We start from the raw sequence: 19727 nt of genomic DNA on the forward strand, positions 1-19727 counted from the left end.
GTGCCGGCAACCCGCGCACCGGTGCGATCGCGACCACACCCTCGATTACGCGTTCGGCGGCGCCACGGATGTCTGCAACTTGGCTTGTCTCTGCAAACGCCATCACGTCCTGAAAGGCGAAACGGCCTGGACCGTTCGCCAGCTCGGCGGCGGAGTCCTGGAATGGACCTCCCCGGGCGGTCACGTCTACATCGACAAACCACCCCCAGCGATCCACTTCGTCCCCAACACGGATCCACCCCCGTTTTAGAGCACGCCGCCGCGCCCGGTCGCTGAGCTCGTCGAAGTGGCCCTCAGTGCCGGGGAAACCCGGGGGGAACGCGCTCCAGGATCGGCGCGAGGTCAACCCTCCGCTCATCTTGGGCGCTGAGGGCGCGCAGCTCCCGGTCGCGCCGCGCCGCCGCGATTCCGAAGAGCGCCGTGAGGGGATCGGTGTTCGGCATGGGGTAGACGAAAGCGGAAACCTCATCACGCAGTTCTTCCGCTATGCGGTCACGCGCTGCGGGCGCCAGGCGCGGCGCCTGCCCGAGAAATTGCGCGAGCCTCCGTGAGAGGCGATCCGGGAGGCGGGCGACGTCCACGACGGATGCCCACTGGTCGAGCATCGGTGGAACCGGTGGAAGCGAGGGCGGCAGGGGAGCCACGCGCGTTCTCTGCGAGTACGTTCCCGCGAGCAGATCGCCGAGGCGCTGCGATCGAGGAGTGAATGCACCGGCGAGCACCGCAACCACGCCGAGGGTGAAGTAGATCTCCAGCACGCCTACGAGGGCTCGGATCAGAGCCTGACGAAAACCGGAGGCCCCACCATCCGATCTCACGATGCGAGTCCCCACCGCCAGGCGCCCGAGGCTTCGTCCCCGCGTCGTGGCCTCGACGGCGGTCGGAAGCACGACGAGCACCAGAACGAGCGTGACGATCACCGTCATCTGTTGGGCGCCCTCGGGTAGAAGCGGCGCGAGCGGGCCCGTGATGATCAGCAATGCAGCGATCATCAGAACGGTAGCCAACAGGATGTCGATCACCGCGCCGACCGCCCGAAGCAGGACGCCGGTCGGTTGGACGTCGAGGGCTACGGCTTCACCGGTGAGTACCTCGTCTTGGGCCAGGTGGATGGCCTCCGGGGAGGGTCGAGGCGTCATGCGGGTAGTTTAGGCGCGTGGACCTCGACGCGCTGGCGGCCGCACGGGCAGCCGAATGGCAACGGCTCGGCGAGCTCTCGGCACGCCGCCGCTTGACCGGCGCCGAAGCCGACGAGCTGGTCGCACGCTACCAATCCGCTTCGGCCGATCTCGCCGAAATCAAGTCCACGGCGGGGCGGGCGCCTCAGGGTGACGTCGTCTCGACCCTGCTCGCCGCGGCCAGACTGCGCCTGACGCGCGCAAGCGCCAACCCCTTGCGAGCGCTGCCGCGCTTCTTCGCTCTTCAGCTGCCCGCTGCGCTGTATCGGGTGCGCTGGACGACACTCGTCATCGCCGTCCTCTTCGTCGCGGTCGTCGCGATCGTCGCCGCGTGGGTGGCGGGCGATCCCGCTCTCGTCGCCGCCCTCGGTGACCGGGCGGGGCTGCAGTATTACGCGGAAGAAGAGTTCACAAGCTATTACTCCGAGAACCCCGCGGCGGTGTTCGCGGGGACGGTCTGGACGAATAACGCGTGGATCGCGGCGCAGTGCGTCCTGTTCGGGATCACCGGGTTCTGGCCCGTCATGGTGCTGGTGCAGAATGCGGTGGGCGTCGGGACCGCAGCCGCCGTGATGTTCGCCTTCGACCGCGGCGATGTCTTCGTGCTGTTCATCCTCCCGCACGGGCTGCTCGAGTTGACGTGCATCTTCGTCGCCGGAGCCGCGGGACTGCACATCTTCTGGGCCTGGATCGCACCCGGTCCGAGGACGCGCCTCGAGGCACTCGCATCCGCCGGCCGATCGCTGGCGACCGTGGCAATCGGGCTGTTGTTGGCCCTGCTGGTGTCGGGAATCATCGAGGGCTTCGTGACGGCGCAGCCGTGGCCGTGGGTTGTGAAGATCGGCATCGGTGCCCTGGCGCTGGGTGCGTTCGTCGTCTACATGGTGTTCGTCGGGGGGCGGGCGGCGCGGGCTGGCGAGACCGGCGACCTCTCGGAATCCGAGACGGGAACGCCGATTCTCGTCTCCGGGTGAGAGGCATCCGTTCATCGAATTTTCACGGCCCCTTGTTTTGATTCGATCAAAACTGGTCGCTAGACTGGGGACATGAGTTCAACCGCCCTCCTCCCTCACGGGATGGAAGCCGCCGAGCTCATCCGTCGTGCCGGCCTGCGGGTCACGGAGCCGCGGAGAGCCGTCGTGGAGGCATTGCGGGTCAGCCCGCATGCGAGCGCTGACGCCGTCTTCCAACTCGTCGCCCTCTCGGTACCGCAGACGAGCTTGCAGTCGGTCTACAACGCCCTCGGCGACTTCGTGGACGCGGGATTGGTTCGGCGCATCGAGCCCGCCGGGCGGCCGGGACTGTTCGAACTGCGCGTCGATGACAACCACCATCACGTGATCTGCACGGGGTGCGGAGCGGTCGCCGACATCGACTGCGCCGTCGGCGAAGCCCCCTGCCTCACGCCGTCCGACACCCATGGTTTTGCCGTGCACACCGCCGAGGTGACCTACTGGGGCACCTGCCCCGACTGCGCCGTCAACGCAGGCACCGCAGCACCGGCGGCATCCACGACTCCCTGATCCCACACGTAGTCCCCGAGAAAGGAAGACCATGAGCGAGAACGACGACACCACGACGGGTATCGGAAACGACCCGACCGCCACGGACCAGTCCGTCACCGACATCGACACGCCCGTTAACGAGCGGGAGGACGGCGAGACCCGTCCCAGCCCGAACCCGGACGATGCCAGCTGCCCCGTCATCCACGGCCAGCCGAGCGCGCAGCCCCACCCGACGACCGGTTCCGCCAACCGGGTGTGGTGGCCGAACCAGCTGAACCTGAAGATCCTCGCGAAGAACCAGCCGGCGCGCGATCCCCTCGGCGCCGACTTCGACTACCGAGCCGCGTTCGCCACCCTCGATCTCGCCGCCGTCAAGGCCGACATCGCCGAGACGCTCACGAAGAGCCAGCCCTGGTGGCCGGCCGACTTCGGCAACTATGGCCCCCTCATGATCCGCATGGCGTGGCACTCGGCCGGCACCTACCGCGCGACCGACGGTCGCGGTGGCGGTGGCACGGGTCAGCAGCGTTTCGCGCCCCTGAACAGCTGGCCCGACAACGTCAGCCTCGACAAGGCGCGACGTCTGTTGTGGCCCGTCAAGAAGAAGTACGGCCAGAGCCTTTCGTGGGGCGACCTGATGATCCTCGCCGGCAACGTGGCCCTCGAGACCATGGGTTTCGAGACCTTCGGATTCGGTGGCGGTCGCCCCGACGTCTGGGAGCCGGACGACGATGTGTACTGGGGCCCCGAGACCACGTGGCTCGCGGACGAGCGCTACGAGGGTGACCGCGAGCTCGAGAAGCCGCTCGCCGCTGTGCAGATGGGCCTGATCTACGTCAACCCGGAGGGCCCGAACGGCAATCCCGATCCGCTCGCCTCGGCCCGCGACATCCGCGAGACCTTCGGCCGCATGGGCATGGACGACGAAGAGACCGTCGCGCTGATCGCCGGTGGACACACCTTCGGCAAGACGCACGGTGCGGCCCCCGACACCAACGTCGAGGCCAACCCCGAAGCCGCCGGGCTCGAGAACCAGGGCCTCGGCTGGAAGAACAACTTCGGGACCGGCGCGGGCGACGACACGATCACCTCGGGCCTCGAGGTGACGTGGACGTATCACCCCACGCGCTGGGACAACGAGTTCTTCCACATCCTGTTCGCCTACGACTGGGAGCTCATGAAGAGCCCGGGCGGTGGCCACCAGTGGCGCCCGACGAACGGCGGGGGAGCCGACATGGTTCCGCTGGCGCATGACGCGACGAAGCGCCGCGAGCCGCGCATGCTGACGAGCGACCTCGCGCTGCGGATGGATCCGGACTACGGCCCGATCTCGCGCCGCTTCCTCGAAGACCCCGAGGCCTTCGGTGATGCCTTTGCGCGTGCGTGGTTCAAGCTCACGCACCGCGACATGGGTCCGATCGCGCGCTACCTCGGCCCCGAGGTTCCCGCCGAGGAGCTCATCTGGCAGGACCCGGTGCCCGCGGTCGACCACGTGCTGATCGACGCGGCCGACGCCGCGGCGCTCAAGCAGCAGATCCTGGCGTCGGGCCTCACGGTCGCCGAACTCGTTGCGACGACCTGGGCCGCGGCATCCACCTTCCGGGGCAGCGACAAGCGCGGTGGCGTGAACGGTGCGCGGATCCGCCTGGCGCCGCAGAAGGACTGGGCCGTCAACAAGCCGGAGCAGCTGGCACGTGTGCTCGGGGTGCTCGAGGGTGTCCAGGCATCCTTCAACGATGGCCGTACGGACGGCAAGAAGGTCTCGCTGGCCGACCTGATCGTGCTCGCGGGCAACGCGGGTGTCGAGAAGGCAGCCAAGGATGCGGGAGTCGACGCCGAGGTTCCGTTCCACCCGGGGCGCACCGACGCCTCGCAGGAGCAGACCGATGAGCTCTCGTTCGCCTATCTCGAGCCCTCCGCCGACGGTTTCCGGAACTATCAGGGACCGCTCGCGCCGATGCCGGCCGAGTACCACCTGATCGACCGCGCCAACCTGCTCACGCTGACGGCGCCCGAGATGACGGTGCTGGTCGGTGGGCTGCGCGTCCTCGGCGCGAACTGGGACGACTCGGCCTACGGCGTGTTCACGGAGCGCCCCGGCGTCCTGACGAACGACTTCTTCGCCAACCTGTTGGACCTCGGCAAGACGTGGAAGCCGCTCGACCCGGGCTCTCACGCGTTCGAGGGTCGCATCGACGGAACGGACGAGGTCTTCGGCCGCGGCACCCGCGTCGACCTGCTGTTCGGCTCGAACTCCGAGCTGCGCGCCCTGGCCGAGGTCTATGCCTCGGACGACGCGCACGAGAAGTTCGTCCGCGACTTCGTCGCCGCGTGGGGCAAGGTCACCGAGCTCGACCGGTTCGACCTCGTCTGATCGGCACCGTCTGATCGGCGCCTGACGCCAGAGCGGCCCGTCCCCGAGGGGGCGGGCCGCTCTGTGCTTGCGACGGGGCGCGTATTACCGCGTCCGGGCCTCGGCCTGCGCCGGGAAGGCGGGCTTCGGCTCGAACAGCGCACGGTGGGCGAACCCGGCGATCAGGCCACCCACGAGCGGGAACACGATGAAGACCCACAACTGCGCGAGGGCGTCGCCGCCCCCGTAGATCGCGGTGGCGATCGAGCGGGCCGGGTTGACCGAGGTGTTGTCGATGGGGATCGACGCGAGGTGGATGAAAGTGAGTGTCAGGCCGATCGAGAGGCCCGCCATGGCCGGACCCGTGCCGCGTGACGCGTGCGTGACCCCGAGGATGACCAGCACGAAAATGGCCGTGAAGAGCACCTCCGCGATGATGGCCGCCCCGATTCCGAAGCCGCCCGGAGAGTTTTCGGCGAAGCCGTTGCTGGCGAAGCCGCCGTCCTGGGCGGTCTGGAGCCATCCGTCCGGCCCGAACAGGCCGATCAGCACGATCAGCGTCGTGCCGACGGCTCCGCCGACGAGCTGCGCGATGATGTAGCCGGGTGCGTTCTTCCACTCAAATCGACCGGATGCGGCGAGCCCCAGGGTCACGGCCGGGTTGAAGTGACCGCCCGAGATCGGGCCCCAGGCGTAGATGCCCGCCATGAGGGTCAGCCCGAAGGCGAGCGAGACGCCGATGAAGCCGACGCCGAGGGGCGTTCCGTTATCGCTGATTCCGAAGGTGGCGGCGAACAGGGCCGTGCCGATCGATCCGAACACGAGCAGGAAGGTTCCGAGCGCTTCTGCGGCCAGTTTTGTCGCGGTGGAGGGGGTGTTTGCGGGTTCCGTCATGGCGGACTCCTCTCTTCTCGTGCTGAGCGTAGCGGCGCGGGTTCGCCGGGCGCGAGAGCCGCGCAACAAACGTCCGCGCAACAAATGTCACCGCGACAAACGTCACCGCAACAAACGGCGCCGCGGGCAACGGGCCGACGGATGCCTAGAGCCGGCCGGCCGCCTTCAGTGCGAGGTAGCGGTCCGCGATCTGCGGGGGCAGGTCATCCGGTCCGCGCAGGATCGCCTCGGCACCCAGCCGCATCAACGCATCGCTGAGGCGGCGTGTGTCGAGCAGAGTGCGTTCGGCCGCCGCGGCGAGCCACAGATCATCGCTTCGCTCACGCTTCGCCGCGGTCTGCTCGATCATCACATCGGTGACGGCGCCGACCAGTACACGGCCCCGCGCCGTCACGGCCGGGAGCTGCGCAAGGAGGCTCCGGCTCGCGCTGGCTGTGTCGAGTGCGGTCAGCAGAACGACAAGCGACGCGTGCGACGTGAACCGAGAGGCCTGCGCGAGCGCTGCATCCCAGTCCGTATCGATGAGCTGCGGCTCGACGCCCGCCATGGCATCCACGAGCGCCGGCAAGAGTCGGGTACCGCGGACGCCGCTCACCCGCGCGCGGACGACCCGGTCGAACATGAGCAGGTGAACGTGATCACCTGCCCTGTCGGCGAGGGCGGCGAGCAGCAGGGCGGATTCCATGGCCGCATCCAACCGCGTGCCGTCGCCCACGCGAGCGGCGGACGTTCTTCCCGTGTCGATCACGATGACCACATGGCGGTCGCGTTCGGGTCGCCACGTGCGGAGCATGGTCGTACGCGCCCGCGCTGTGGCACGCCAATCGATGGAGCGGACGTCGTCGCCGCGGACGTATTCGCGCAGTGAATCGAACTCGGTGCCCTGGCCGCGCACCTGAACGCTCGTGCTCCCGTCGAGCTCACGCAGGCGCGCGAGCCGAGAGGGCAGGTGCCGGCTCGCATGAAACGGCGGCAGGACGCGCAGCGAGGCCGGTGCGGGGGTGACGGCCTGACGGCCGGCGAGACCCAGCGGGCCGAGGCTGCGCACCGCGACGAACGCCGTGCGGCGCTCGCCACGTCGCCTCGGAACAAACGACACCGGCATCGTGCGGCTCTCACCCGCCGGGATATCGAGCCGGTGACGCGAGGGCTGGACGCCCGCCGTCGGCTCCCACCCGTCGCGCAGCAGACCGCGCAGGCGCCGCCGTCCCGTGGCCGCGACCGTGATCGACGCCCGCACCGCGACGCCGAGTCGGGCACGACCCGGTGTGTCGCGCTCGACGCGGATGTCCCGCGGGTCGGCGGCCGCCGAAGCATCCGCGACCGCCACGAGCGTGCAGAGCAGGAGCCAACCCGCAACCGCGGCCCACGCGACGGCACCCGCGTTACCAGCGCTCGCGGCGAGCGAGAGCAGGATGACGGGCACCACGCCGAGGCCGACGAGAACCGCGAGGCGTCCGGTGACGAACACGGCGCCCCCTAGAGCGGCACGGGGGTCTGCTGCACGACCTGGCGGAGGATCGCGTCGGCCGTCACCCCCTCGATCTCGGCCTCGGTCCGCAACCGCACACGGTGCCGCCAGACGGGTACGAGCATCGTCTGCACGTGGTCAGGGGTGATCGCGGGGTAGCCGCCCAGCCACGCCCAGGCCTTTGAGGCGGCGAGGAGGGCCGTGGACGCGCGCGGGCTTGCTCCGAGGTCTACCGACGGGCTCGACCGTGTGGCGCGGGCGAGGTCGACCACGTACGCGAGCATCTCGTCTGTTGCGGCGACGGAGGCCGCGGCCCGCTGAGCGGCGTGCACATCGGCGATCGTCACCGTGGGCTCGACCCCCGCGGCCTCGAGGTCACGCGGCGAGAATCCCGCGGCGTGGCGACGCAGGACGGACACCTCGGCGTCGCGGTCGGGCGCTTCGATCACGAGCTTCAGCAGGAAACGGTCGAGCTGCGCCTCGGGGAGCGTATAAGTGCCATCGTGCTCGACGGGGTTCTGCGTCGCGGCGACCAGGAATGGGTCCGGCAGGGGGCGCGTGACACCGTCCGCCGACACCTGACGTTCCTCCATCGCCTCCAGAAGAGCCGACTGTGTCTTCGGGGGTGTGCGGTTGATCTCGTCGGCGAGCAGCACATGCGTGAACACCGGCCCCTCGCGGAACTCGAACTCACCGGCGCGGGCGTCGTAGACGAGCGATCCCGAGACATCGCCCGGCATCAGGTCCGGGGTGAACTGGATGCGGGTGGTTTGCAGCCCGAGCGCCCGGCTGAACGAACGAACGAGCAGCGTCTTGGCGACACCGGGGACTCCTTCGAGCAGCACGTGGCCGCGGGCGAGTAGCGCGATCAGCAGGCCTGTAACCGCGCCGTCCTGTCCGACGACGGCCTTGCCCACCTCTTCGCGCACGCGGTTCATCGACTCCCGCAGGGCATCGTCGCTCATCCGTTCTCCCTCATCCATGGTCATCTTTTCGTCTGCTCCGGTTGTGCATCGCCCTCGCCCCGGATTCCGCGGGCGACGGCTGCTTCGAGCGCCCGCAAGCCGTCGCTCAGCGCGATCAGCTCCCGTTCGTCGCGCGGTTCATCCTCGATCAGCAGGCGTCTGGCGTCCTGGTGGGGGAGAGCCGCGAGGCGGGCGGATGCATCGGCGATATCGGTCGCGCTCGCCGCGGGTGGCAGCGCGAGAGCCCTCCGGAGGCGCTCCAACGTGCCGAGTCTCAGGGAGTCCGCGGCGTAGAGAGCGTCCCGGCCGGATTCGTAAAGACGACCGCGACCCTCCATCGTTTCGCTCGCCCGCGCCGTTACGGGCAGGCGTTCGAGGACGAGCGGACCGAAGCGGCGCCCACGCCAGAGTGCGGCGGCAACCGCACTCGCGCCCAGGAGGACGATTGCGGGGGTGACCCATCCCGGGGTCAGCTCGCCGAGGGTGGGTTCGGTGGCGATGTCACTGTCGGTGAGGGAGGGCACGTACCAGACGAGGTTCGGCAGCCGCCCCATCAGGTTGAGGGCGAGTGCGGCGTTCCCGTCCGCGGCGAGGTTTTCGTTGGTGATCAGGTCGCGACCGTCGAACGCTGCGGTGAGACCTTCCCCTGACGAGCTCGTGAGCAGACCGAATCCGTCGCCCGACGGGTAGCAGGCAACGGCGTCGGATGTCCCCGGCTCGACCAGGCGTCCGGGCATCACGGAACCGGCGCGTACGGCGGCATCCGTTTCGCACTCCGGGTCGACGGTCTCGGCGGGTGCGAAGCCGCTGGCGGTTGCTCCGGGAAAGAGCATCTCCACGCCGCGCGTCCGAGGATCGATCAGGACGACGTCGGTCGCCGCGTCGAAGATCGCCTGCAGCGCGTCGTCCCCCAGGATCGCCGAGTCCGCCATGACCAGGGTGGCAGGCGCCTCAGCGAGCGCGCGCATCGTCTCGTCGCGGTCACGCGTCACGGTGACGTCCACGCCCCGCTCCCGCAGGATCTCCACGAGCGCGGCGGTGCCGCCGGGGCCGACGCTCTCCGGGTCGAGGCGGTCTCGCTCGTTCCACGCTCCGATTCCGGACAGCAGAGCCGCGGCGATACCGACGAGGATCAGGAACGCAGCGATCACGGTCCAGCCGAGAACGCGGCGGCGTCTCATGCCTCGCCCGTCGTCCGGCAGCCGCTGATCGGTCGCGGCCGGTCCGGGCACGGGCACGTGGTCTACGGTGCGTGTATCCGGCATCATCGTCGCCGTCCCGCAGCGTCAACGGTGTGCTCGTCGCGTTGCGGTCGGGCCGCCTCGACGGCGGCAGCGGTCGCCGCGACACGCTCGTAGTCATCCGGTGAACCGGGCCGCCGCAGGTAGCGCACGTCGTCGAAGACGGATGCCGCGTCGGACAGCGCGCCGCCGAGATCCGGGAAGGCGCGGGCCGCCGAGCGAGCGAACGACTGCGCCGTCGCGCCCGGCCGCGCTGCCACGATGCCTCGGTCGATGCTCGAGCGTGCCAGGGCACGGAAGCGCAGCACGATCGCCGCATCCCAATCCCCGGCCGCGGCGCGCGCGGATGCTTCTCGACGGAGGTCCGCGCTCGAACGTGTGTCGTCCTCACCGAACAGGGGGGCGGCCACCGTCGTCTGCCGCGAGAGTCGGGGTCGGCCCCAGATCACGAAGGCGACGACGATAAGGGCGATCGCGAGGAGGGCGAGCCCCACGAGGACGGCGGGGCCGAGACCCGCCGGGGCCCCCGCGCCGAACAGCGATTCGAGGAATTCGCCGACGGCCTGGGCGAGTCGATCGAGCGGTGTCGGCTCGGCCGCGGCGTAGCGCGGATCAGCGAGTTCGCGCTCGGCCCACTCCCGCCCCTCGGCACCATCGGGAATGACAGGGACGTCCAGCACCTTCACGACGGCGGCTGGGGGTCGGATTCCCCGTCGCCCGCGGTCGGCGGTGCCCAGGTGCGGGCATCGCGAGCCACGGGCGGCGCGGGCGGGGGCTGCTGGGGCGCGGCGTAGGGAGGCTGAGCCGGATACGGGGGTTGCGGGGGATAAGGAGGCTGTGCCGGATAGGGCTGCTGGCCCCCATAAGGCGCTTGCGTCGGGTACGGAGGCTGAGCGGGATACGGCGGCTGTCCCCACCCAGGCGGAGCAGCGGGAGCGGAGGATGGTCCACCCGCGCGCGGACGCCACGGGTCGGGCAGCGAGTCATCCCCGGCATCGCGTCGCTCGACGTAGCGCAGCAGCTCGATGTCGAGGCCCTCGCGCCGCATCCGACAGTCGATGTAGATCAGCACGCTCGCCGTGGACTGCACGACGAGCCCCACGGCCTGGATGGCGAGGGTGATCACGTAGGTGAGCACGACCGTCACGACGATCGCGATCACGGCACCGGTGTTGGGCTCGCCCGTCGGGGCGAAGATCGTCGTGAGCCCGGAGCTGAGGAACGACAGGGGCAGGCTGACGAACTGCGAGATCGTGCCGAACAGCAGAGAGATGATGACGATCACGCCGAGGGCGGCCCAGAAGCGCCCTCGCACGAGCACCCACGATCGGGCGACGGCCGCACGGATCGTCGCGCGCTCGAGGATCAGGATGCTCGGCACGAGCAGCAGCTTCGTGTTCAGCCAGAGCGTCAGGGGAATCGCGCCCAGGATCACGAGCACGGTCAGCGCGATCGCGACGGCCGGATGCACGGCGACGCCGATGGCGATGATCGCCGCGGTGACGATCCCCACGAGAACAGCGATCGCGACGAGCAGGAGCGCGGCGTACGCGAGGAGCCGGCCCAAGCTCGGGCGCACGTGACGCCAGAGTGTCGCGAGCCGCAGTTTCTCGGCGACGACGGCGTGCGACACCTCGCCGACGACGACGGCCTGAACGATGACCTGCAGCGCTGTCGCGAGCAGGCCGAGGACGAATGCGGCAAGACCGGTGATGAGGGCCGAACCGGCGAGCACCGCGTCGAATTCTTCCGTGCCCTCACGCAGCGTGTCCAGGCGCGAGAAGGTGAGCCATCCGATGCCGCCGACGCCGACGAGCAGGATGATGAAGGCGATGGCCTGTACGCCGAGCGCGAAGCCGAACAGCACCGCCGGGTTGTGCCGGAGGGCCGCGAAGGAGCGGCCGAGAATCGTGCCGAACCCGAGCGGATGCAGCGGAATGATCCCGGGCCGGGGCGCGGGCGTCCACGCGTGCTGGGCGCTCATCTGAGTCCTCCGTAGGCGCTCGGCGGCGCGGATGTGTGACCCCGCGCCGGTGGTGGCACATCCATCGTGTCACACCCTCCGTACGCTCTCGCGGGCGCTCCCGAGGGTCCTGCCGGCGGTGTGCAGTCCACGTCCGGGCGCTGTCGACTACTCTGTGGGTACCGGCCGCGCTCGGGCCGCGCACGACACTCCGTCGCAGAAGGACGAAACCCCGTTCCATGAGTTCACGCATCCTGGTCGTCGACGATGACACCGCCCTCGCCGAGATGATTGGGATCGTCCTGCGCACAGAGGGATTCGACCCCGTGTTCTGCTCCGACGGTTCCGAGGCGCTGGATGCGTTCCGAACCGAGCGTCCGGACCTCGTCCTGCTCGATCTGATGCTCCCCGGCATGGACGGAATCGAGGTGTGCACTCTCGTGCGTGCCGAGTCCGGTGTGCCGATCATCATGCTGACCGCGCGCACCGACACAGCGGATGTCGTTAAGGGTCTCGAGTCGGGCGCCGATGACTACATCGTCAAACCGTTCAACCCCAAAGAACTCGTCGCGCGCATCCGGACGCGCCTGCGCCCCACGCCGGAGAGCACGGGAGCGCCGCTGCGCATCGGCGACCTCACGATCGATGTCGCCGCCCATGAGGTGCGCCGTGCGGGCGAGATCATCGCCCTCACTCCTCTCGAGTTCGAACTGCTCGTCGCGCTCGCAGCCAAGCCCCACCAGGTGTTCTCGAGAGAGATGCTGCTCGAGCAGGTCTGGGGCTACCACTACAAGGCCGATACCCGCCTGGTGAACGTCCACGTGCAGCGTCTGCGTGCCAAGGTCGAGCTCGACGCCGATAATCCCAAGATCGTCACCACGGTGCGCGGCGTGGGTTACCGCGCCGGCGCTGTCGTCTGAGGTTCCCGTGACGCCGTCATCGACCGCGTCCAACGCGACCGCAGCGAGGAACGCGGCAGCAACGAACACGGCAGCGACGGGTACCGTCCCGCAGGCCACACGGACATTCGTTTCTTTCGCGTGGCGGCATCCGTCGACCTGGGTCGAGGGCACCTCGCGTCTGTGGCGTCGCTCGCTCCGCTTCCGGACCGTTCTGATCACCCTCGCCCTGACAGCGCTGGCGATCCTGATCGCCTGCGTGTGGATGGCTCTGGCGATTCAGAACGATCTCTTCCAGTCGCGCCGCAACGAGGTGCTCGACGACTCCCGCCGTGCCACCGTCGCGGCGCAGGCGACGCTCGATGCGGGCGAGGTTCAGGGCGACCGCGTGCGCCTGCAGAACCTGATGAGGGGTGTGGGCGACGACATCGCGCGCCAATCCTCGAGCGACCGGATCGCGGTCTTCCGCGTCGATTCGGCTCCGTCATCGATCGCGCCACAGGATTTCACCGCCGGCGGCTTCGACGAAGAGATCGTGTCGGAGGGCCTCCGCGAGCGCGTGCAGGCACAGCCGACGTCGCAGTGGTGGCAATCGGTAACGCTCGAGGATGACTCGGGCCAAACGGTTCCGGGAATCGTCGTCGGTCAGCAGCTGCTCGTGCCCGAGGTCGGCGCGTACGAGCTGTACCTCGCGTATGACCTCTCCGCGGCTTCGCAAACCCTCGGCTTCGTCCAAAGCACGCTGTGGATCGTCGGGATCACGCTCATCGTTCTGATCGGTGCGATCTCGTGGTTCGTGCTGCGCGCGGTCGCGACGCCGATCGCCGAGGCAGCCGAGACGAGCGAGCGACTCGCCGCGGGCGAGTTGCAGGTGCGTTTGCCCGTCCGCGGTGAGGACGAGTTAGCAACGCTCGGTCGGTCGTTCAATGCGATGGCGGACAGTATCCAGGCCCAGATTCTCGAACTCGCCGACCTCTCTCTGGTGCAGCAGAGGTTCGTTTCGGATGTCTCGCACGAGTTGCGCACCCCGTTGACGACGATCCGACTGGCCGCGGACATCCTGAACGATCGTCGCGAGACCTTCGATCCGGCGGCGTCCCGCGCGGCCGAACTGCTGCATGCTCAGGTGCAACGTTTCGAGACGATGCTCGGTGATCTGCTCGAGATCAGCCGGTACGACGCGGGATCGGTCCAACTCGAGTGGGAGGCGACGAGCTTGGCGCATCTGGCCGAAGACATCATCGCCGAGATGGCACAGCTGGCAGAGAAGCACGGCTCCGACGTACGGCTGGTGGCACCCGGTGGATATTCCCCGGTCGACATGGATGCCCGTCGCGTGCGACGTATCGTCCGCAACCTCCTCGGTAACGCGATCGAGCACGGTGAGGGGCGGCCGATCGTGGTCAGCGTGGACAGCAATTCGACCGCCGTCGCGATCGGCGTTCGCGACTTCGGGATGGGCATGAAGCCGGCGGATGCCGAGCGGGTCTTCGACCGCTTCTGGCGGGCGGACCCGTCCCGCAAACGCTCGATCGGCGGCACGGGCCTCGGGCTCTCGATCGCCCTCGGAGACGCCCGTCTGCACGGCGGCACGCTCGCGGTCTGGAGCGAGCCCGGTGGGGGCTCGAATTTCGTGCTGACCTTGCCTCGGCAGCCCGGCGGGACGATCGAAGCACCGCCCCTGCGCACCGAGCCCGACGCCGAGACGGACGCGCTCGATGCCCTGGGCCTGACGCAGCCAATCGGCGTACTGGGTGACGCGGCCGTGTTGTCCGCGGAGCTCACGGCCGACGCATCGAGCGATTCGGCGCGGTCCGGGGGAGTGTCATGAGGGCCCGGATCGTCGGCGCATTGGCGGCGTTGATGCTGGTTCTGGCGGGCTGCGCAGGTCTGCCGACGGCCGGGTCCGTCAACCCCGGACTCGCGCTCGGCGAAGCACCGGACGTCCCCGATTTCTCGTTTCTGCCCAACCGACCGCAGCCCGGAGCCACCCCGGAGCAGATCGTCGAAGGATTCGTCGCGGCCGCCACGAGCCCGGCGGGCAGCTGGGAGATCGCGCGACTCTTCCTCGCCCCCGACGTCACCTGGCGCCCCGACACCGGCGTCACGATCGACCGCCCGGGTTCACGCAGCATCGCCGCGGTCGACACCGACACCGACACCGACACCGACACCGGCACCGTGCAGATGACCATCGCCCAGACGGGTGACGTGGACGAGACGGGGGCGTTCCACGCGACCGAGGCCGGTACTGCCACCCTCGACTACGAACTCGAACAGCAGGACGACGGTGAGTGGCGCATCAGCGTTGCGCCCGATGGGATCGTGCTGAACGAGCAGGACTTCCGCGTGGTGTTCACCGCGTACGGCGTGATGTTCTTCGACCCCGGGTGGGAGTTTCTCGTTCCGGACGTGCGCTGGTTCCCGACGCGGCAGAACGTGACCACCCGCATCACGGAGGCGATCATCGGCGGCACCCCGAGCCCGTGGCTGAGCGGCGCGGTCGTCTCCGCCGTTCCCGACGGCGTGGTGCTTGAAAGATCCGCTGTGCCCGTCGTTCAGGGCATCGCCCAGGTCGAGCTGGGAGCGGCGGCGCTGGATGCCGACCCCGTCACGCTCGGTCGGTTGCTGCGCCAACTTCAGGCGAGCCTGCAGGGCACTGGGGTGGCGGGCGTCGAACTGCTTGTGGACGGCACAGAGCTGGCGGTGGAACCCGCGCAGACGCTCAGTACGGCCGTCGACGCGCGTCCGCTTGTGCAGACCGCCGAGAGCTTCGGATACCTCGGTGAAGACGACCTGACGACCCTCCCCGGCCTGAGCGCGCGAATATCCGAGCTCGATGCGGAATCGATCGCGGTGGGACGCGGCAGCAGAGTCGCCGCCCTGCTCCTCGCGGCCGGGGGTGTCGCAAGGGTCGAGGGTAACGAGGTCTCGACAGCCGACGATCGCGCCGGTCTGATCGATCCGGCGATCGATCCCGACAATGCGATCTGGTCCGTTCCCGAATCGCAGCCCTCCGCTCTCGGCGTTTCGACGGTCGAGGGCGAGAACCTCTCGGTCGCCAACGCTTGGCCGGGTGCGACGCAGATCGCCGCGATGCAGGTTTCGCGAGACGGCACCCGGATCGCCGCCGTCGTGACCGATTCCGGCCGCGACTGGGTGGTGGTCGCCGGCATTGAGCGCAACGCCGATGGCGAGCCGGTTGCTCTGGGCACGCCCGAACGCCTTCTGCGCCTGGACGGGGTCGGAGCCGATATCGCCTGGCTCGACGACCGGACCCTCGGGATCCTGTCGGAGGGAACCGACGGCATGATCGTCACAGAGCAGGTGGTCGGCGGCATGAGCACCTCGAGCGGCGGTCCGACTGGTTCGGCCGTGTCGCTCGCGGCGGGCCCGACCGCCTCGTCCGCGCGACTGCTCACCGTGGAGGGCGCCCTGTATGTGCGACGCGGCACCACGTGGCAACGCGCGGCGGACGACGTGTTGGTGCTCGCATCGCAACTCGGCGCGAACTGATCCTCCCCAGCCGCGCGGTGTGCCGGCGTGAGCGTGGATCCCCGCGCAAGCTGCGCGGCCGTGCTCTGCGGCACCCACGCTGGACCGATGGAATCGACTATTCGCGAGGCATGGCGGCTGGGGCGTCGTGCGGTTGCGGATGCCGCGGCGATCGTGCTCCCCGAACGCTGCGCCGGATGTCTCGAGCCCGGCGCCTCGATCTGTGCTGCGTGCCTCCGGGCGCTGGCACCGGTCCCCGCGCGCATCGTGATTCCCGGTGACGATCTCGAGGTCTGGGCGGGTGTGCCGTTCGCGGGGCCGGCGGCGTCCATCCTGCGGGCGGTGAAACGCGATGCCCGACCGCGTCTCGCGCGGCACCTCGCGCCGGCGCTTGCGGCTGCCCTTCGGCAGGTCGCCCGTTCGACGGGTGCTGCGCCTGCGTCGCTCGTCGCGGTGCCGATCCCGTCCAGCACGAAGAGTCTGCGTGCCCGCGGATTCCGGGTCGTCGACCTTGTTACGCAGCGCGCCGGGGTGAAACCGCAACGACTGCTCCGGCTGCAGCGTACGGCGGCTGACCAGCGCGGGCTCGGCCGGATCGAGCGTCTCGAGAATTTGCGCGGAGGAATGCTCGCACACGAAACAGGCGGATTGCGGGCGGATGGACTTCGGGTCGTGATCGTCGACGACGTCGTGACGACGGGGGCGACACTCATCGAGGCAGCTCGGGCCCTGCGGGCAGCGGGCGCCGTCGTCGTGGGCGCCGCCACGATCGCGGCGACGCCCCTGAGAGGACACGCCGCTGCGAGGACATGCCGCTGCGAGGACGCACGGGTGATGCATCCGAAACTCGCAGGTGACACCCCCGGCCCACAGGGCTAGCGTGGGATGGACCAAGGCGAGCGCACGATCCGCTCTTGTACGGGCGGATCGTCCCGAGCAAGGAGGTCAAAGATGGAAACAGGCATCGTCGGCGTTGGAGTGAGCGTCACGGATCGATTCCGATCAGTGGTCGAGGAGAAAGCGACCCGCATCGAACACCTCGTCCCTCGAGCACAGCGGCTCGAGGTGAAGGTCACGCACCGTTCCTACAAGGGCGGGCGCATGGAAGACGACACGGTCGAGCTGACATTGATCGGCAAGGGCCCGATCGTCCGGGCCGAAGCCACGGACGCGGACAAGTTCGCCGCCCTCGACCTCGCAGTCGACAAGATGTGCGAACAGCTGCGTCGGGCCAAGGGCAAGCGCGTGGACGCGCGGAAGCACCCGCACGGCGCTCACTTCGAGAAGGGCAGCGGTGAGATCACCGGCATCGACGTGCAGCCGGCATCCGCCGACATGATCCACGCCGTCGCGACGGGTGAGATCCCGCTCATCACGGGAAACGAGGATGAGCCCGACTACACACCCGTCGTCATTCGGGTGAAGAGCTTCGACGCCGAATGGATGGCGGTGGAAGAGGCCGTCGATCGGATGGAGCTCGTCGGGCACGACTTCTTCTTGTTCATCGATGCCCGCACCGACAAGCCCAGCGTCGTGTATCGCCGCAAGGGCTGGGACTACGGCGTGATCTCGCTCGGCACGCAGTCGGCGCCGCCGGCGGAGGCGCTCGCCTCGTAGCATCCAGAGGCTTCCGCTTCATCGAAACGACGCAACATGCCGTGCAGCCCGAGCGCCGCACGGCATGTTGCGTCGTTTCGTGGGCGGTGAGCGGATCAGTCGAACATGCCGCCGAGCAGGCTGCCGATGACGAGACCGCCGAACAGGCCGCCCATGCCGTCGCCGCCCTGGCCGCCGCGCCGTCCGCCACCACCCCAACCATCGTCCTGCGGGGGGCGTGACGAGTCGATGTCGCGCTGAGCGAGCTGGAGTGCCTCGCTCGCGAGGTGGGCCGCGCGTCGCGCGAGCTGGAAGGCCTCCTCGCGCGAATCCTCGTCGCCGGGAAGCGCGGCCATGTCAGCGCGCGTGCGTTCGGCTTCGGCGAGACGCGTCCGAGCGTCGGCACCGATCCACCCGCGGTGGCCGGCGATCACATTGCGAGCGACGGCGATCTGACGGTCGGCGTCATCGGTGGCGTGCCGGATCTGGGCGGGAGTCGGCAGCGGCTTCGCAGCGCGCTCGCGTGCCTTGTCGACCGCGACGTCCAGCGCCGTGTTCGCCTCTCGCAGATGCGAGAGCTGAGCGAACGGGTCGGCCTTCTCGCTGGCCGGGGGAAGCGCCGAGAGTGCGGACTGCAGCGCGGTGAGCGCGGCCGTCACCTGGGGTGTGGCCGGAGCATCCCGTGCCGCGATCACGTCGCCGCGCGAGTCGGCGATGACATCCGCGAGCGTCGATTCGGCGCGCAGCGCCTCGATCTCGAAGTCGTCGATGCCATCGAGGAGCGTCCCGGCACGACGGACGGCCTCGGTTGCGGTCTCGAGCGCGAGCATGGCCTCTTCGCGGCGGGATGCTTCGCGTCGCCGCTCCGAGATGTCCGCGCTGTGCAGCGCGAACGACAGCAGTTGTTCGGCCTCGTCCGGCGCCCGGTCGATCTGCTGCAACGCCGAGGGGGCGTAGCGTTCGGACAGCCGCGCGACGGTCGTGCGAGCCTGGGGCAGGCGCTCCCGCAGGCGCTCGGCGTCGGAGCGGACCTGAGCGAGGATCTGTGGCGCTCGGCGAACCTTGGCGATCTTCTCGGCGAGGGTCTGCGTCTTCTCGTCGAGCAGGTTCTCGGCCCACTCGCAGAGCTGCGCTATGCGCGCGTTCCGCTCGCGCAGTTCCTGCGGGGTGTCCGGGATCTCGTCGTGGTTCAGCTGGTTGAGGTGGAAGGCCTCGGCAAGGTGGTGACGGACGGCGTCGAGCGCCTCACGCAGATCCTTGGTCGCACCTTCGCCGAGCTCAGCGTTGGCGAAATCGAGTTCATCGGCGGTGACCCGGATGCGCTCGTCGGCCTCGACCAGCGCCCGACCCGCGCGGCGCGCCAGTTCGGCGTCCTGCGCATCAAGTGCGGACTGCTCTTCACGCTTGCGTTTGCCCCAGAATCCGGCCATGTTCCGATCCTAAGCCGGGTTCGCCTGTGCCCCTCCGTGGTTCAGACGATCGGAGTGCGCCCTGCGAGAACGCTCGACGCTGCCGCGGGCGGAGCCGTTCGTGGCGGGCGCCCTCGTCGCGGACGGTCGGCGACCAGCGGCAGCGCCGCCTCCATCGGGGGGTGCTGTGCGAGTCGGCTCCCGACATGGTCGAGCCAGAGCACCTCCGCCTCCGCCTGAAACACCTGGGCATCGAGGACGAGTTGCCGCGCGAGTTCCTCGCCGCGGACGGACACAACATCGTCCGCGCGCCGCGCCTCCCGCAGCATTTCCAGTCCCGCGAGTGATGACCGTCGTTGCGCCTCGACGATGGCGGCCACGTCGACGCCCGGAAGTGTCGCGGCAAGAGCGAGCTTCAGTGGCAGTTCGTCGCGGGTTCCTCTCACGCGCGTGACGGGGGAGCGGAGCCACTCTCGTACTTCCGCCCGACCGGTGTCCGTGATCTCGTAATAGACGTGACCGTGCTCGTCGGTATCTCCTTGTGCAACCAAGCCATCACGCTCGAGTCGATCCAGTGTTGTGTAGATCTGGCCGACGTTGACCGGCCAGCTTGAGCCCGTCCTCCGATCGAATTCGGACCGGAGTTGGTAGCCGTAGCATGGGCCCTGGTCCAGGATCGCCAGCAAGCTCTGTCGGACGGACATGACATCTCCAGACGAACGGCATTCTCGGTATACATAACCGAGTATATGAATATC

18 protein-coding genes are annotated in these 19727 nt (G+C 69.0%); 8 read left to right on the plus strand and 10 right to left on the minus strand.

From position 1 onward, the window contains the following. Positions 1-184: hypothetical protein (locus tag MIC448_RS16690; protein ID WP_036295538.1), on the minus strand; the 184-nt coding region annotated here is incomplete at its 3' end. 109 nt (positions 185-293) lie between these two features. After that, entirely contained in the window at positions 294-1139 is an 846-nt protein-coding gene (locus tag MIC448_RS02385; protein WP_036295541.1) for an RDD family protein, read from the minus strand. Positions 1140-1156: 17 nt separating this feature from the next. On the opposite strand from MIC448_RS02385, the gene MIC448_RS02390 reads away from it, so the two are divergent. The 3 genes from MIC448_RS02390 to katG all read left to right on the plus strand — a co-directional run bounded on the left by MIC448_RS02390 (position 1157) and on the right by katG (position 5057). Next, complete coding sequence (locus MIC448_RS02390) at positions 1157-2152, plus strand: stage II sporulation protein M (protein WP_036295543.1); 996 nt, start codon at positions 1157-1159, stop codon at positions 2150-2152. A gap of 72 nt (positions 2153-2224) precedes the next feature. Beyond that, positions 2225-2701: a Fur family transcriptional regulator gene (locus tag MIC448_RS02395; protein WP_036295547.1), complete on the plus strand. Its 477-nt coding sequence runs from the start codon at positions 2225-2227 to the stop codon at positions 2699-2701. A 31-nt stretch (positions 2702-2732) separates the two neighbouring features. Then, entirely contained in the window at positions 2733-5057 is a 2325-nt protein-coding gene (gene katG / locus MIC448_RS02400; protein WP_036295550.1) for a catalase/peroxidase HPI, read from the plus strand. A gap of 84 nt (positions 5058-5141) precedes the next feature. Here the strand turns inward: katG and MIC448_RS02405 are convergent, their stop codons facing one another. The 6 genes from MIC448_RS02405 to MIC448_RS02430 form a co-directional block, all read right to left on the minus strand. Next, on the minus strand, positions 5142-5930 hold the full coding sequence (locus MIC448_RS02405) for an aquaporin (protein ID WP_036295553.1): 789 nt from the start codon (positions 5928-5930) through the stop codon (positions 5142-5144). 145 nt (positions 5931-6075) lie between these two features. Beyond that, positions 6076-7401, minus strand: a complete 1326-nt coding sequence (locus tag MIC448_RS02410) for a DUF58 domain-containing protein (protein ID WP_036295556.1) — start codon at positions 7399-7401, stop codon at positions 6076-6078. Positions 7402-7409: 8 nt separating this feature from the next. Further along, positions 7410-8366: a MoxR family ATPase gene (locus MIC448_RS02415; RefSeq protein ID WP_036295603.1), complete on the minus strand. Its 957-nt coding sequence runs from the start codon at positions 8364-8366 to the stop codon at positions 7410-7412. A 20-nt stretch (positions 8367-8386) separates the two neighbouring features. Beyond that, complete coding sequence (locus MIC448_RS02420; protein ID WP_232711640.1) at positions 8387-9604, minus strand: DUF4350 domain-containing protein; 1218 nt, start codon at positions 9602-9604, stop codon at positions 8387-8389. Between the two features lie 26 nt (positions 9605-9630). Further along, the gene (locus MIC448_RS02425; protein ID WP_051512988.1) at positions 9631-10293 is read right to left on the minus strand and encodes a DUF4129 domain-containing protein; all 663 of its coding nucleotides are present in this window, start codon (positions 10291-10293) and stop codon (positions 9631-9633) included. After that, entirely contained in the window at positions 10290-11591 is a 1302-nt protein-coding gene (locus MIC448_RS02430) for a glycerophosphoryl diester phosphodiesterase membrane domain-containing protein (protein ID WP_051512991.1), read from the minus strand. Before MIC448_RS02430 ends, MIC448_RS02425 begins: the two co-directional genes overlap by 4 nt. Before the next feature lie 218 nt (positions 11592-11809). Here MIC448_RS02430 and mtrA point away from each other — a divergent pair, with 218 nt between their 5' ends. The 5 genes from mtrA to hpf all read left to right on the plus strand — a co-directional run bounded on the left by mtrA (position 11810) and on the right by hpf (position 17581). Further along, positions 11810-12490 (plus strand): MtrAB system response regulator MtrA, encoded by a 681-nt coding sequence (mtrA, locus tag MIC448_RS02435; protein WP_036295559.1) that lies wholly within the window; start codon positions 11810-11812, stop codon positions 12488-12490. 7 nt (positions 12491-12497) lie between these two features. After that, complete coding sequence (gene mtrB / locus MIC448_RS02440; RefSeq protein WP_243419883.1) at positions 12498-14300, plus strand: MtrAB system histidine kinase MtrB; 1803 nt, start codon at positions 12498-12500, stop codon at positions 14298-14300. Further along, complete coding sequence (locus MIC448_RS02445) at positions 14297-15985, plus strand: LpqB family beta-propeller domain-containing protein (RefSeq protein WP_036295561.1); 1689 nt, start codon at positions 14297-14299, stop codon at positions 15983-15985. Before mtrB ends, MIC448_RS02445 begins: the two co-directional genes overlap by 4 nt. 87 nt (positions 15986-16072) lie before the next feature. Beyond that, a complete protein-coding gene (locus MIC448_RS02450) occupies positions 16073-16843 on the plus strand; it encodes a phosphoribosyltransferase family protein (RefSeq protein WP_051512993.1) in 771 nt (256 codons plus the stop codon). A 72-nt stretch (positions 16844-16915) separates the two neighbouring features. Next, positions 16916-17581: a ribosome hibernation-promoting factor, HPF/YfiA family gene (gene hpf / locus MIC448_RS02455; protein WP_036295564.1), complete on the plus strand. Its 666-nt coding sequence runs from the start codon at positions 16916-16918 to the stop codon at positions 17579-17581. 95 nt (positions 17582-17676) lie between these two features. On the opposite strand, the gene MIC448_RS02460 is transcribed toward hpf, so the two are convergent. Together MIC448_RS02460 and MIC448_RS02465 are read right to left on the minus strand one after the other, a co-directional pair. After that, the gene (locus MIC448_RS02460; RefSeq protein ID WP_036295567.1) at positions 17677-18990 is read right to left on the minus strand and encodes a hypothetical protein; all 1314 of its coding nucleotides are present in this window, start codon (positions 18988-18990) and stop codon (positions 17677-17679) included. 41 nt (positions 18991-19031) lie between these two features. Then, positions 19032-19673, minus strand: coding sequence for a PadR family transcriptional regulator (locus tag MIC448_RS02465; protein ID WP_036295569.1), 642 nt, complete (start codon positions 19671-19673; stop codon positions 19032-19034). Positions 19674-19727: the final 54 nt, after the last annotated feature.

Source organism: Microbacterium sp. C448 (assembly GCF_000582705.2).
GTDB classification, from domain to species: Bacteria; Actinomycetota; Actinomycetes; order Actinomycetales; family Microbacteriaceae; genus Microbacterium; species Microbacterium lacus_A.

Bases quoted from the DNA above. Each gene is read 5' to 3' on its own strand.
- MIC448_RS02385 (WP_036295541.1), bottom strand. From the start codon at position 1,139: ATGACGCCTCGACCCTCCCCGGAGGCCATCCACCTGGCCCAAGACGAG.
- MIC448_RS02395 (WP_036295547.1), top strand. From the start codon at position 2,225: ATGAGTTCAACCGCCCTCCTCCCTCACGGGATGGAAGCCGCCGAGCTC.
- katG (WP_036295550.1), top strand. From the start codon at position 2,733: ATGAGCGAGAACGACGACACCACGACGGGTATCGGAAACGACCCGACC.
- MIC448_RS02405 (WP_036295553.1), bottom strand. From the start codon at position 5,930: ATGACGGAACCCGCAAACACCCCCTCCACCGCGACAAAACTGGCCGCA.
- MIC448_RS02415 (WP_036295603.1), bottom strand. From the start codon at position 8,366: ATGAGCGACGATGCCCTGCGGGAGTCGATGAACCGCGTGCGCGAAGAG.
- MIC448_RS02430 (WP_051512991.1), bottom strand. From the start codon at position 11,591: ATGAGCGCCCAGCACGCGTGGACGCCCGCGCCCCGGCCCGGGATCATT.
- mtrA (WP_036295559.1), top strand. From the start codon at position 11,810: ATGAGTTCACGCATCCTGGTCGTCGACGATGACACCGCCCTCGCCGAG.
- MIC448_RS02445 (WP_036295561.1), top strand. From the start codon at position 14,297: ATGAGGGCCCGGATCGTCGGCGCATTGGCGGCGTTGATGCTGGTTCTG.
- MIC448_RS02450 (WP_051512993.1), top strand. From the start codon at position 16,073: ATGGAATCGACTATTCGCGAGGCATGGCGGCTGGGGCGTCGTGCGGTT.
- hpf (WP_036295564.1), top strand. From the start codon at position 16,916: ATGGAAACAGGCATCGTCGGCGTTGGAGTGAGCGTCACGGATCGATTC.
- MIC448_RS02460 (WP_036295567.1), bottom strand. From the start codon at position 18,990: ATGGCCGGATTCTGGGGCAAACGCAAGCGTGAAGAGCAGTCCGCACTT.
- MIC448_RS02465 (WP_036295569.1), bottom strand. From the start codon at position 19,673: ATGTCCGTCCGACAGAGCTTGCTGGCGATCCTGGACCAGGGCCCATGC.